Source organism: Enterococcus sp. AZ170 (genome assembly GCF_050545135.1).
Lineage (GTDB): Bacteria > Bacillota > Bacilli > Lactobacillales > Enterococcaceae > Enterococcus_L > Enterococcus_L ureilyticus.
Window position 1 is genome coordinate 2,282,542 of record NZ_CP172947.1, and the last position, 13,724, is coordinate 2,296,265.

Below are 13,724 nucleotides of genomic sequence, written 5' to 3' on the forward strand. Positions count from 1 at the left end.
CCTCCTATAAATTCAAAATTCACTTCACTTCTCCTATCTTATTCAACGGAAAATAGCGATACGTCACAACACCTTCCACTTGTTTTTCAGTGATCAAGCCCATTGTGCGGCTATCCTTTGAAGCACTCCGATTATCCCCTAAGACAAAATAACTGCCTTCAGGAATTTTGTGAATATCTCTTAATGCTTGGAAAATTTCTTCACTGACAATAACTTTTAATGTGCTATCTGGTAGCTCTTCTGCCGGCATTGGACTAGCCGTATTTAACACTCCTTTACCAGCTTTTTGAGGTCTAAGATAAATCGCGTTTGCCTCTGCCCATAATTGATCTCCAGGAAGACCAATCACTCGTTTTACGTAACTAGTTTCATCGGGGATTTCTGGATCAAAAGTAATCAGTTCATACCGTTCAGGTAGGCGACCTTTTCGAACAATAATACGATCATTATTTTCCAATGTAGGTAACATCGAAGAACCAGACACTTGATGAGTGCTATTTTGCCATAAAAAGACCAAACAGCAGCCAAAAAACAGTAAAAAGATCATATCTCTACTTTTGAGTGTCTTTCTCATTCTTTGGCTTTGTTCATTCAGTTTCTGGCTTCTTTTTTCTTTTGAATAATAGCGGTGTTTCTTTTTCGTTGAATGGCCTTTTTTGGCTGTCGAGACTTGTTTCTGATATGTAGACACCGATTGCCCTCCTACTATGTAGTGATTCCCTACTGTTTTTTAAAATTGAGTCATATGATGAAATGGTGTTATTCTTGCTTTTACCACACCTAAGATGTCTTTTTTTTCGATCCAGCCAAATTGACGACTATCTGCCGCATAATGGCGATTATCACCTAAAACGAAATAACTCTCTTTTGGCAATAGTGTTGAACCTGTTAATCCAGCTAAAGTAAAATCCTCGGTTAAACGTCGTTTTTCTTGTGCGGCTTCACTGATTTCTTTTTTTAAAAACCGTTCTACAACTGGTGCTTTATTGATCATCAATTCATCGTTTACATACGCTATCTCTTCGCCTGGTAAACCAATCACTCGCCTAATCATTACTTGTTTTGTTTCAGGATTTTTAAAATAGACGAGATCAAAGCGCTTGATTGCGCTACGTTTGCTGACAAATAAGCGATCTCCATCATCTAATGTCGTAGTCATACCATAACCGTCGACTTTTGGCATACTGAAAAATACCCATTGTAGAGCAAAAAAAAGAAGGATGAGGAGAAAAAAGCTGACACCGATTTCTTTATAAAATTGGTGTCTTTGTTTTCTCTTTTTTTTTAGAGTCCTTTTTATTTTTTTCGATTTAAGTGATTTTGATTGAACCTTTCTATTTTTTTTAGCTGATTCTTTTTTTCCTTGATTTAAGTGTGCCGCCTTCTGCTTACTTTGATTTTTATGCAGCTTTTGACGACTGATACCTTTGCTCTTTTGCTTGTTGCTTACTACAGCCTTTTTAGAAGTTTTATTTGTCTGTTTCATCTTGATCTTGAGTCTCCTAATTTTTCTGTTTTAGTGCCGACTCGTTGACTTTAAAGTACTTGAAAACTGCTTTTTGCCGTTCATTTATTCGTTCGATATCTTTTAAATAGCCATCGATCGTCTCTTGTTTTTCTAATTGCTCTTGGCTTAAAGTAGACAGATTTAACCCAACATTTTTCATAGATACATAATAACGAGTTAATAATTTTGCCCCTTCTGTTGACAAACCACCTGATACTGGACGATTCCCGTACGAGACTAATAGAGCACTTACTTCTTGGAATTGCGGATAAACTTTTTCAGCACTGCCGCCTGCTTTGACTGTTTCCATCTGTTTTTTTAGATCTTCTGTTAACAGATACCCCTGAACAACAACTTTTGCATCTTCCGACGTTAGATTGGTCAACTGATAATATCGTGCATAAAAGGCGCTGCCTGCCGTAATGAGCATCACAACGAATAAAAGAAAAACATTCGTAAGATAACGTTTTCGTCTTTTTTCCAATGATTTTCTTACATGTAACCATTTTTTTCGTTTTTCTTTATTTTTAGGACGTTTACGCCACTGCTTCTTTTTTAATTCTTTCGTGATCGAAAAGAAGTAAAATAGACAAAAAATCAGAAGTAGTAAACAAAGTATTGCAAAAGAAAGTAAACCAATAAAAAACCAATCTAATACCATCACTTTTTTGATCTCCTTTCTTACTTACGCTTATTCTTCCCTCTCTTTTTGGGTTTCTTTTTCTTATTAAGGGTACGAACAATAAAGAAAATAGCTAAGAAAGCAATGAAGACGCCACCTACGATCATGGCGATCAATTTCCAATCGATCCCTCTTTCTTGGATCAAGGTAACATCTTGCGCATTATATTTATCTGCCTCTTCATTTGTGATCTTGAATTCTTTATCCCAAGTCCAGTTTTGTTCACCACTCGTGACAACGATGTGCGCTTTGTAATCTCCTGCTTCCATCTGATCGCCATTCATCGCTAGCGGAAAATCAATCATCGAATTGGGTGCCATCCGCATATCTGCTCGTTTGATATCATATAAAACAGCTTCTGACCCCTTTTTTGTAACTTCCATTTCAACGGTCATATTATTGACAAAATCAGCACTTATATTGGAAAAATTAGCAAAAATACTATTACGATAATTTGATAAACCAGCATAAACCGTATTCAGCTTCAGCTCTGGTTTTATCGCAGTATCTGATTCACTTAACACCATACCGATAACAAAAGCATACTCATTGATAACGCCTGTTGCTTTTTTATTTTCTTCTTCTTCTTTTTTGGTAGGCTTAGATTTCAAGTGAATGCCACCAACAATTTTCCCCTCATAACTCGCTTCTGGCATCGTTATTTCCATTTTTAGCGGTTGTGTTTCTTTTGGCGCTAAGGTTATTTCTTTGGGGCCTTTTACCAAATCTTTAAAATCGTATTTCAAAGATTTGTCATTTTTTATTGCACTGGGTCCAAATTCCAAAACACCATTAGAGTTTGTTTTAGCACCATTCAACCCAACTTCGATCGTTTGTTCTTCATCTGCACGATTTGTCAATAGAACTTCTACCGTCTGTTTTTGACCCGGTTGCATAAGTAAATTAAAATACTCGAAAGCACCTTGCTGATTTTCTGGTTTTACCGTTTCATATGTAAACTGTAGATTCGCATATACGGGTGTAGAAAATCCAATAAGTGCTACTATGTATAGACTTAAAAGTAGTCCTAAGCTGATTCTTTTTTTCATCTGATTGATTTATCCTTTCTTATTCCATCAATAAATAGTTCACCAGTTTTACAACTGGCGAACCTATTTAAATTGTGTTTTATGGTTTTGGTGTTGCTTCAAGTGTCCAAGTGATTTTAGCCACATATTTACCATTCATGATTTCTTCTGCTTGGTTCGCTGGAAGATCTAATTTAACAGACTCTTCTGGTTTTTGAGTAGCATCTTCTGCGTCACCAAAGTAAACAGCGTAACGACCGCGCCCTTTATTTTCTTCTTGGTTTTTGAAGATTAATTCTGATCCAGTTTCGTTAACAGTAGTCGCTCTGTTAAGACCAGTAGATGAAGGTTTTAACGCTTCATTATCTTTATCCGCTACTAAGTTTGCATTACCATAAGTGATTTGAGCCCCTTTGATATTTCTGATTTTTCCTTTTGCAGTATCGTTAAATTGGAAGTTTTGAGAAATAACAGCTTTTAATTCATACCCATGGTCGTCTACTTGACGATCATCTTTAAATTGTACCCAGTTTGCACGACCATCGACTTTATCTGTCGCACCGCTTGTGTTCGCATTTGCTGTCGTTGGTTTCGCCCATGAAGTAACGGCTCCAGTTGTTGCTGATTGAGAGTTAAAGACTAGTTTAGACATTCCTTGTACTAAAAATGGTCCATCTAACAATGCTGTACTATCTGTATCAACTGTTGATTGACTAGTATAGTTTGGTGGCACAACCCCTGTAGTATCATACGTGCCGTATGTTTTACTTGTGAATTCAATTTCTCCTTCTCCAACTCCTGGTGCGGCTGGATCTGCTGCTTTTGTTACTCCTGGTGCTGTAGCTGCTACTGCGATTGCTGCTAGTAACGCTGTACCAGCTAGTTTGTGTGTTAATTTCATTTGTATTTCCTCCTAGTTTTTGTATAATATCTATGGTAACTCGGCTAATATCCAAGTTAGCACCGTTGAATAAGCACCAGTTTGTTTTTCTGTTTCTTTTGGAACAGAAAGCGTAATCGCCTGATTACTATAAACTGGTTTTTTAAAAATTGGATCTTCTATTGATTTGCCAGAAGAATCCAGTCTTGGTTCTAATGAATTTGGGCGCTCATTTTTATTTTCTTTTGATGCGCCAAAGATAATGCTCCATGTTCCGGAGCCTTTGTCAGGTTGTGCTTGCGCCAAATTATAGGTGTCGCCAATATTACTCATGTGAATAACTTCTTTGGAAACACTTGGTGAAAGGGCAGCATCTTTAGTTGAATTGGTCCATATTTGGTCTAAAGAAATCACTGCGCCTTTTAATTCGGCACCCGCTTTTGTCCTATGTTTAAATTGTTGTTCTTGTCTGACTTGTAATGTCCAGCCAGTTGAATCATCGCGATAATCTGATACTTGAACAAAATTTCCTCTAGCCTTGGTATCGCCATGAAACAATTGGGCATTGACTGGGAATACAGCAGTTTTATCAGAAATCATGACTGTGCTAAAATTTAATTTTGGTACAAAATCGATTCGTAAATCACCTTCTGTTTGTGGCGTTTCACCTGGATCAACTTGTACTTCTGGATTTTCAGGGTCACGAATAATAGAATCGGTCTCTTTAAATCGTTTAAGATCGATTTCAGCTCCACCTTCACGGGCGCTTTCGGCCTGTACTTGGTCAAACTGACCGTAAAGAAATAGTACGGTGCCAAATAATGCAACCAAAAATGTTCTTTTTTTCATTCGCTTTGCCCGTCCTTTCCATCTGCTGATTTTTTTCTCTTAAATAGATAAAAAATCAACGCAAACAAGACGATAGCTACTCCACTCACTGATAGACTTTTTGCTACTAATTCTCCAGTTGAAGGAAACTTACCTGCAGGCTTTTTTATCAGCTCATTACTAGACTCAGTCGACGACTCACTTGTTGCAGAAGTTGCTTGGGTACTTTCTTGCGTAAATACAATTTCCCCATCCGTTTGCACCGCTGCTTCTACTCCATAAGCCGGAATAGTTTTTACAGTAAACATACTGCCCACAAAAACAAGGAAAACAAGAACAACACTAGCTCGTAAATTTTTCATGATCAATTGATTGTCTCTCCTTTGCTTTTAAGGCGTTGCATTTACCGTAAACTCTATTTTTGCTTGGTACTTCCCTAATGTTTTAACAGCATCTCCTGGTACATCCAATTTAAAGCCTTTGCCCTTTGAGTTCCAAGTTTGGCTGACATCATACTCATTACTACTGGTATGTTCGTCAATCAGCAGATCACGATTTTCAGCAAGATTGAATTTTTTCTCTTCATCCGTACCGTCGTTATAGCGTAAGATGTCTGGAATAACTTTTTTAGCACCGTTTGTTTCAGTTAAAGTAAAGTCTTGTGTCAATTTTGCTGACAGTGTCCATTTTTGTTTGACTGCTCGCGTATCTTTGATGATCAACGCTTTATCAAGTTTTGCTTCATTTACACGAATCGCTTTATAACTTGACTCTTCAATCCCAAAATCAAGTAAACTTGGGCTAGATGATAAGAATAAGGTCCCCTCAAATTCATACTCAACCGTATTACCTGTAGCAGCAAGATTAAATTCTTCTGTTACCGTATTCGTCTGTTTATAACCCGCTTCTTTGATCGCTGCGACCGTATCAACAACTGACTTAATATTTTTCAAATTAATCGGCGCGCCAATCATTTGTGTTGAATCAACATAATCTGGGTATTTATCCGTCATATAGTTGCCATTGATTTTGTACTTGACCCTTAATTCGGCCGCAATCGGTACAACTGTTACTTTCACTTCAATATCTTTCGTGACATTTTTAGCTGTTGTTAATGTTAGCCATAACGATTTTTCTCCTAATACAGATGTATCAGGTAAAGGGTGATTTGTGCTATACGCAACTTTTATAGGCTTATCAATTTTATTATCTGTATCAACAGAAATGTTTTTCAAGAAATAGTTTTCAGTATCCGTTGGTAATGGATTCGTATTGAATGGATAATCTGTTTCAAAATCAGTATTCAGTGGAATCTTAATATCTGATTTTGCTTGTGCAGTTGGTATTCCCTCATATAACACTTTAGCTTGGGAATCACTACCATTCACATTTTTTGCCACTTCAGATTCTAATGGTTTATTATCAATGTTTAAAAAACTATTGATATAACTATAATACGCAACTGTTTTAGGTCCCGCTTGTTCAAAAATCATATAGCCGTTATCTTCATTTGTAGAATCTTTTGCATTAACATATCCGTATGGCGAAGTTGCTGTTGCATCAAACTGAAATTTAGCATTAGGAACAGCCACTACTTTGATATCAAATAAACTACCATTAAATGCATCAGAAGTAGGATCCTTTGCTGTCATTGTTACTTTTGATCGCTCTGTTCCTTCATAAGTAATAGTAAAAAGATCACTCTTATTGATCGTTGTTCCATATTCATAAATATCGATCGATTGGATATCATAAAAATCTGGTACTTGTGTTTCAAGTCTAAATTTAGTATTTCTATTTTCTTTCGAATTATCAGCAATTCCCTGAAGGATTGAATATTTCAATGATCTGTATTCTGGATCTGTGTGTACAGCTTTGTTTCGTTCACCAGAGACAATAGGTGTTGCTGGCGCAATTCGTGCTAAAGATTCGGTAGAGTATAAAACAGCCATTTGTCCTGGATAGGGATTAGGTTGATTGTAATCCCACCCTTGATATTCCATAGTCATTTCATATTTTTGTTTTTCAAATAAATTCGTTAATCTTCCGCTTGGTTGATCCACTTCTTCATCATCACTTGTCATTTCAAAAGTGTTATTTTCTATTTTGTAACCTATGTTTGAATCATCTCTAACGTACATATCACTAAAACTAGCGGTTGGAAACGGAAAAGCTACTTTTTTATTGATGTTAACATTACTGAAATTCCACGAACCTTTTAAATCAAAACTTTCTTTTGAGTCATTATAATAAAATTCGTAATGGTATCGAACTTTATCGCCTAACTGAAATTCTTCATAGTGATTATACAAACCTGATCCAATCATTAGATAGTAGCTTCCCCAAGATGTGGCAATTGGTGTATTTGTCATACTATCCCGCTCTGAAGCATCTACCGCAAAGAAACGGAAAGAAGGATATTTGCCATTACTTTTCTTTGCAAGGTCCATTTCATCAATGACAAATTTTAAATCTACACTGCGACCATTATAGAGTCCTGCATTTCGAACCCAAACACCTTTTTCGGCACTCGGATTCTCTGGATTAAACTGATACACTTTTGTTTTACTTCCAGAAAATCCTGAATCTATTATTGGTTCACCGATAGGCTCATATGAAACGTTATCTGTGAGTTTGAACATAAAACCAAAATCACCAGATATCTCCGTATTTGATCCACTTTTAGCGACTAAATTTATCCCATTAGCTGTCTTTATATCTTGATAACCAGGTAACGGTGCGGCAAAAATTTTATTCTCATTAGAAATATGAAACTGAACATAACCAGAAACTAGGGCAATTAGCCCTAGTCCTAGAAAGAGAAAAATCTTAATATGTTTCTTCATTATTTTCCTCCTCTCTTTTAAAATTCAAAACCAAATACTGTCTTTTTACAAAGCTTAGATGCTTCCTCCAGCTAAAGTAAGTTTTCCATAATTTTCAAGTTTGAATTCTTGATCACCTGTTAAACTACCAGTAACTGATAACGTTTTGCTGTTGCAAATTTTACCAAAGTTCACTGCAAATTCTTGACCGCCTCTAAATGTTTCTGTAGCAGGAGTTGTATAATCTCCACCTAATTGACCCCAAGTTGAGATACGACCAACATTTGTACCATTGATAGTTGTATTAGTGGCATAGAATAATTTTGAATTTGCACGTTTATTCGCTACTTCGAAGTTTCTTGGCGCATTTAAATTGATTACAGCACCTTTATATTCACTTTCGATAACTGATTTTGAGCTGTCACCAGTAACAACTAATTCAGCTGCACGATCTACGTTTACGACTGTTCCATAATACTGTAATTTCATTGTTGAGTAGTTTCCGCCTCCACGGCCATTGAATTTCACTTTACTTCTTGAAGCTAAATTCAACGTTGGTACTTTATTTACATAGTCAGCACGCGGAATAAATTGGAATGCAACACCTGCAGCATCAACATCAAAAGTTGCACCAGTACCTACATCCACTTTTTGAACTTTGTCGTAAAATACTGGGTAATAGTGATTCACATTACTTTGTGGTCCAATTTTTACATTTACATTAGCATTATCACCAATAATCGCTTCTCCAGTTGCTTTCCCTTTGATCAAGGCACCATTGAAGTAGAATGCTGAGAATTGACCGTGATCTTTATTTGCAGCAATTCCGTTGTAAGTAGAGCCTGCTTTAAATTCAAGATCATGAACCCACGCATTTTCAGCACGAGTTGTGATTGTATTTGTGCCATCAAATGTTAATTTACCTTCACTAAGGTGAACGAAACGAGCACCTGTATATGTCACATTTGTTGCTAAAACATCCCAGCCGTAGCTTGACGGTCCGTTACCAGCTCCACCAGTGAAGAAACGGCCGTCGCTGTCAGCACCAACGATGTTAGCATTTGTGATCGTAACAAGGTTTTTGCCTTTAGTATTTTGTTTACCATAAATTGAGTTGTGGGCTGAATTGATTACTACTCCTTTATCTGCATTACCATTGATTGTTAAGTCGCGATTTGGAATATTAGTAATGTTCTTTTTAAATTGGATACTTTGGTTTACGTTGATCACAGTGATTGTTGGATTTTTCAACGCTGCATCAAATTCGTCAATCGTTGATACTTCAGCTGTCCCTTCAGCTGCATAAGCCACAATTGATTCTCCTGAAAATGGAGCTGGTACTGCTAACACTACTGCACCTAATGCAACAGTTGCAGCTAATGTTAGTAGACTTCTTTTTAATACTTGTGTTTTTTTCAATTCTTTTTCCTCCTAAAGTGTGTGTTTGTCGAAACTTTTTTACTCCCCTCCTTTCCAGAAAAACGAGTCATGATTTACTTACTCATATTCCTAACCAGTTTCGCAAATGATTTTTTTGACTGAAATCAAATATACAAGCATGTCTTTTCCTCCCGTTTCGTTAAAAATCAAGTGGTTTCTATATTTTTACTGAGCCTGTGTTCCATCAGCCGATTCTCAGTCTTTTCTTTTTTCAGTGGCTAAATATTCAACATATAGCCTTTTGATCGGATCGTTTTGATATATTTCGGTTTATCAATATCAAGTTCAAGTTTTTGTCTTAAATGAAATACTAAATTGGATACCCGATACTTTCGATTTTGATACGTATCATTCCAAACATTTTGATAGATTTCTTCATATGTCTTTGTTTTACGAGCATGTTTATGTAAGTATTCGATTGTAAGAAACTCTAATTTCGTTAAATTGACTTCTTTTCCATTCTCAACACAGACACTTAAGTTTTGAGGTACCAATTTAAAATCAGCAACTCCATTGATTAATGATGGTTGAACAACGGCTTGTTTATTCTCCCTTTGTTTAAAACGTTTTAGTAAGTTTCTCATCATCAGCAACGATTCATCCATATCTTGACCATGATCAATAATGCCATCTGCCCCTAGTTGCAAATAAATAATCCGTTTCGTTCGATTAGCTTTTTCTGATGAGGCGATGATCCAAAGTGGTAGTGTCGTTTGTTTCCGTATAGACATGATCAATTCACAAACCCAATTGAGATTGTTTAAGTTATAATCTTCAATAATTAAAGTATCTAGTTGCTGTAATAGATTATTATTATTTGCAAATAGTTGAGTGGTTCTTTCTTTATCGATCATTTCAATATGGCATTGAAGTGATTTTAACTCTTTCTCATACTGCTCACCTAATTCGTTGTTAAGTGATATGTACCCAATTTTGTACATTATTGATGCCCTCCTCTATCATCATTTGTCATCATTTGTCTATACTTGCGGCTGAATTTTTCTTTTTGGTCATTACTTCTATTTATTTGAAGTCTTTAGAGTATGGAAATTTCTGATTTACGATTATAATAGTTGTAAGTCTATTCATTAATGTCTTGTAAATAGACATCGACGGTCTATCAAAAAATAGGATAGTTGACCCATCTGTTTTTCTTGAATGTAGCAGTTATAAGAAAACACACTAATTTTGCTTATTTACAAACATTAGTTACTTTTATTGACCATTTTATGACGGCTTAAAAATTCCTTTCAGCGCTATCTTTTCCAGTATATTTTTGCTTTAAAATAATAAAAAGTACCTGAGAAAACTAAAAATTAGTTTTTTCAAGTACTTTTTATTAGTCCACTACCACAGAACTACAGGCCCAATTTACTATCAATAACTGAAACAGCAGCTTTTCTATTTTCCCAAAGAGAATCTGTGTACGTATCTAAGGTCAGTTTTATAGAAGCATGTCCCATAAGTTTACTTAGGGTAGCAATATCAATGCCTTGCTCCACACATCGTGTAGCGAAAGTATGCCGTAAAACATGAAAATGAATGTTTCTAATACCAGCTTCTTCTATATTTTTTCTAAATCGATAACTAATAACTCGTGGTTCAGCATAACTATTTTTACAGAAAATTACATATTCAGAAGAATCATTGTTTTGTTTTTCTAATAGATAATTTTTCAAATTTTTTGCTAATGGGATTGATCGCTTCGAACTTTTTGTTTTAGGTTCTGCCATAATAACTTCTGTTTTTTTGCTATTCGTTGTATTCTGAATTCTATAGAGCGTTCTTCTTACATAGATAATATTTTTATCAAAGTCTATATCCGTCCATTTTAAGCCACTGATTTCTCCGATTCTTAGACCAGTATACAAAGCTAAAATTACAGCTGAACAGTTTTCTTCCTTTAAAGCGACTTTCTCTAAGCTATCTTGTTCTTTCATCGTTAGAACAGAGATCTCGTTTATTGCAGCTGTCGATAACGACAAGTTGTTACATGGATTAGAAATAATATAATTTTCAACTACTGCTTTATTCATAGCACTTTTCAATACGGTCACAATAGAATGGACGGTTGAAGCTGATAAATTTAAAAGAGTTAAATAATTAACGAATTCCTCAACCTCCCTACTATTTAAATGAGTCAATTGTTTTTTTCCTAGAAACGGAATAATATATTTATCCATACGCAAACGATAACTCGAATAAGTAGACAACTTAATTTTTTTACGCATCAGTACATTTAACCAATGATTTAGCCAATCTTGAACCGTACCTTCGTATATGTGAATGTTCTTGTGAGTAAAAGAGTATTGAACTTTCAATTCAGCTAATCTTTCTTTTACATATTTATAACGTTTCCCATAAATATAGCCGTAAACAATTTTTCCGTACTCATTTCTCGCTTTCATATATCGGCCTTCCCAACGGCCATCCTTTCTTTTATAGATGTTTTCACCTTTTCTACTCACTACATGACACCCTTTCCCAAAAAATTGACGGCTTATTTGACGGCTTAAAAATATAAATCTATTTTTTCTGTCTAGGTAACTACCATTCCCTGTTTAGAATAAAAGATGATACTAAATTAAAATTGGATATTTTCAATTAAAACAAACTACAGCTAAGCATTTCCATAAAATCCCCTTTAATTATTCTCAATTTTTTCTCGTTTTATTGAAAAATATGATAAAAAAAAGATATTTTAATTATAGACTGCTTCCTTACTTTGATATAGAATGGACTAGTAGTCTAAATTATATTACGGTTAACATTTATTAGATTTATATTTTCTTATAACTGCTACATTCAAGAAAAAATTTTACTACTCAGCAATAATCTCATTATAACAATATATCTTATTTTTTTCACCATTTAATATAAATTATATCTTTTTAAAAAAAGAAAAAAACTATTTTGGACAACTTCTTCTGAATTTCATCTCATTACCTAAAAATCTACTACTTCTATAATGATCCCTTTCCTAATTATAAATTCAAGCAAAAAAACTATTCCTTTTCATTTAAGTCTAATTCTAGAAATAATATGGTAAAATAATGTATCTATATAACTTACTAAAAGGAGTACGATTATTGGAATCAAGAGCTTTTTTTTCAGGTAGTCAATTAAAATGGCTTGCCGTTTTTGCCATGCTGCTTGACCACACAGCAAAAATTATTTCTTTTCAACCTTCGCTAACATTAGCTGTTCCATATGGAACGGAACCTAATAAGCTAGTAGAAATCAGTCAACGGCTAGTTCCTTTATTTATCTTATTTGGAAGATTAGCATTTCCACTATTCTGTTTTTTACTCGTAGAAGGCTTTATCCATACTTCAAATGTTAAAAAATATGCATTACGTTTGTTTTTATTTGCGTTAGTTTCCGAGATACCTTATGACTTAGCTTTTTCACATCGCTTTATTGATTTGGAGAATCAGAATGTATTTTTCACCTTATTAATTGGCTTGATTGTTATTATTGGATTAGAAAAATTACGAACCCTCACAAAAATCAAGTATTTTTGTGCTCCTCTATTGATTTTGGTGGGTATTTTTTTTGCTGAGTGGTTACGGACAGATTACGGTGGTTGGATTGGTGTTTTACTGATTGTGAGTCTCTATCTATTTCGAGACTCAACTTTATTCAACTGTATTCTAGGAGGGTTGATTCTTTTACAGAATAGCTGGTTTGGACCACTGGCTTTTGTACCGATCTATTTTTACAATGATCAACGTGGCAGACAGTGGAAATACTTTTTTTATTGGTTTTATCCAGTTCATTTGTTGGTTTTGCTTACTATTCAGCAGTTTTTGATTGCGCTTAAGATGAATTGATTTAAGCATACAAAAGAGCCCGAGAAGAAAAGTTTATTTCCAATACAGCTGCTTTTTTCTCGCCGTTTATTCAGATTTAGAGCGCGAAGCAAAACTGACCTTTGGTTTTGTCTCGCGCTCTTTCTTACGATTAGTCAAGTGGAAAATAAAGAAAAAAATATTCTAACGGCGATATCCTTTTAAAAAATGCTTAGGAAATTTTACTTAGCTAAGGGATTAATGTGAAATGTGCGATTCCTTTTTGTGAAATTAAGTTAATTCTACTGACTTTTGAGCTGAATTCTAAAAGTAAGGTTTGATCATATTAGTTGAAGTATGATAGCTACTTAATAGCTTCCGCCATATAAAAATTAGAGAAATGAATAGAATATTCAATGTCACATCATATTTATATTTGTAACTAATAAAATTATCGTTTTAGAAATATTAAACTAACCAGAAATTCAAGTTTCAAAAATTGATTTGAATAAGATACGGTATAAAAAACATATTTCTCAACAACATTGATTAATAGAGCGTTCAAAAACTTCTAATGCTCTAGAAAAACTAAAACATAAGTACCATTGTTACTTCAAACTCTGGTAATACACAATACTAATGAAATAGAATAAACTAAACATAGAGAAAAATGATTTTCATGTATCTTTACGCTCTATGTTACTAAAATAAAACTGTCTAATCTAATTAAAAAATATTTCTTT

12 protein-coding genes are annotated in these 13,724 nt (G+C 34.6%); 1 reads left to right on the forward strand and 11 read right to left on the reverse strand.

All coding sequences use genetic code 11. The features are described from left to right. Window positions 1–19: 19 nt before the first annotated feature. From lepB (IGJ55_RS11095) to IGJ55_RS11145, 11 genes are all read right to left on the reverse strand, one after another. Window positions 20–691 (reverse strand): signal peptidase I, encoded by a 672-nt coding sequence (lepB, locus tag IGJ55_RS11095; protein ID WP_430606491.1) that lies wholly within the window; start codon window positions 689–691, stop codon window positions 20–22. Between the two features lie 39 nt (window positions 692–730). Further along, complete coding sequence (gene lepB, locus IGJ55_RS11100; RefSeq protein ID WP_083244338.1) at window positions 731–1,486, reverse strand: signal peptidase I; 756 nt, start codon at window positions 1,484–1,486, stop codon at window positions 731–733. Between the two features lie 16 nt (window positions 1,487–1,502). Next, entirely contained in the window at window positions 1,503–2,168 is a 666-nt protein-coding gene (locus IGJ55_RS11105) for a hypothetical protein (RefSeq protein WP_239574064.1), read from the reverse strand. A gap of 20 nt (window positions 2,169–2,188) precedes the next feature. After that, a complete protein-coding gene (locus tag IGJ55_RS11110) occupies window positions 2,189–3,238 on the reverse strand; it encodes a DUF916 and DUF3324 domain-containing protein (RefSeq protein ID WP_430606492.1) in 1,050 nt (349 codons plus the stop codon). 79 nt (window positions 3,239–3,317) lie between these two features. Next, window positions 3,318–4,118, reverse strand: a complete 801-nt coding sequence (locus IGJ55_RS11115) for a WxL domain-containing protein (protein ID WP_069639791.1) — start codon at window positions 4,116–4,118, stop codon at window positions 3,318–3,320. A gap of 30 nt (window positions 4,119–4,148) precedes the next feature. Then, window positions 4,149–4,946 carry a WxL domain-containing protein gene (locus IGJ55_RS11120; protein ID WP_429949209.1) on the reverse strand — a complete coding sequence of 266 codons (798 nt, stop codon included), beginning with the start codon at window positions 4,944–4,946 and terminating at the stop codon, window positions 4,149–4,151. Then, window positions 4,943–5,287, reverse strand: coding sequence for an LPXTG cell wall anchor domain-containing protein (locus IGJ55_RS11125; RefSeq protein ID WP_430606493.1), 345 nt, complete (start codon window positions 5,285–5,287; stop codon window positions 4,943–4,945). The genes IGJ55_RS11120 and IGJ55_RS11125 overlap by 4 nt, the downstream gene beginning before the upstream one ends. Window positions 5,288–5,314: 27 nt before the next feature. After that, the gene (locus tag IGJ55_RS11130) at window positions 5,315–7,771 is read right to left on the reverse strand and encodes a hypothetical protein (protein WP_430606495.1); all 2,457 of its coding nucleotides are present in this window, start codon (window positions 7,769–7,771) and stop codon (window positions 5,315–5,317) included. Window positions 7,772–7,825: 54 nt separating this feature from the next. Then, window positions 7,826–9,169, reverse strand: coding sequence for a pectate lyase-like adhesive domain-containing protein (locus tag IGJ55_RS11135; protein ID WP_069639788.1), 1,344 nt, complete (start codon window positions 9,167–9,169; stop codon window positions 7,826–7,828). A 239-nt stretch (window positions 9,170–9,408) separates the two neighbouring features. Beyond that, on the reverse strand, window positions 9,409–10,131 hold the full coding sequence (locus IGJ55_RS11140; RefSeq protein WP_430606496.1) for a winged helix-turn-helix domain-containing protein: 723 nt from the start codon (window positions 10,129–10,131) through the stop codon (window positions 9,409–9,411). Window positions 10,132–10,548: 417 nt separating this feature from the next. Next, the gene (locus IGJ55_RS11145) at window positions 10,549–11,598 is read right to left on the reverse strand and encodes a tyrosine-type recombinase/integrase (RefSeq protein WP_242551038.1); all 1,050 of its coding nucleotides are present in this window, start codon (window positions 11,596–11,598) and stop codon (window positions 10,549–10,551) included. Window positions 11,599–12,279: 681 nt separating this feature from the next. Between IGJ55_RS11145 and IGJ55_RS11150 the strand changes: the two genes are divergently transcribed. Beyond that, the gene (locus IGJ55_RS11150; RefSeq protein WP_207121244.1) at window positions 12,280–13,023 is read left to right on the forward strand and encodes a TraX family protein; all 744 of its coding nucleotides are present in this window, start codon (window positions 12,280–12,282) and stop codon (window positions 13,021–13,023) included. The last annotated feature ends 701 nt before the right edge of the window (window positions 13,024–13,724 follow it).

Coding starts and splice junctions, on each gene's coding strand:
- lepB (WP_083244338.1), bottom strand. CDS start 1,486: ATGAAACAGACAAATAAAACTTCTAAAAAGGCTGTAGTAAGCAACAAG.
- IGJ55_RS11105 (WP_239574064.1), bottom strand. CDS start 2,168: ATGGTATTAGATTGGTTTTTTATTGGTTTACTTTCTTTTGCAATACTT.
- IGJ55_RS11110 (WP_430606492.1), bottom strand. CDS start 3,238: ATGAAAAAAAGAATCAGCTTAGGACTACTTTTAAGTCTATACATAGTA.
- IGJ55_RS11115 (WP_069639791.1), bottom strand. CDS start 4,118: ATGAAATTAACACACAAACTAGCTGGTACAGCGTTACTAGCAGCAATC.
- IGJ55_RS11120 (WP_429949209.1), bottom strand. CDS start 4,946: ATGAAAAAAAGAACATTTTTGGTTGCATTATTTGGCACCGTACTATTT.
- IGJ55_RS11125 (WP_430606493.1), bottom strand. CDS start 5,287: ATGAAAAATTTACGAGCTAGTGTTGTTCTTGTTTTCCTTGTTTTTGTG.
- IGJ55_RS11130 (WP_430606495.1), bottom strand. CDS start 7,771: ATGAAGAAACATATTAAGATTTTTCTCTTTCTAGGACTAGGGCTAATT.
- IGJ55_RS11140 (WP_430606496.1), bottom strand. CDS start 10,131: ATGTACAAAATTGGGTACATATCACTTAACAACGAATTAGGTGAGCAG.
- IGJ55_RS11145 (WP_242551038.1), bottom strand. CDS start 11,598: ATGAAAGCGAGAAATGAGTACGGAAAAATTGTTTACGGCTATATTTAT.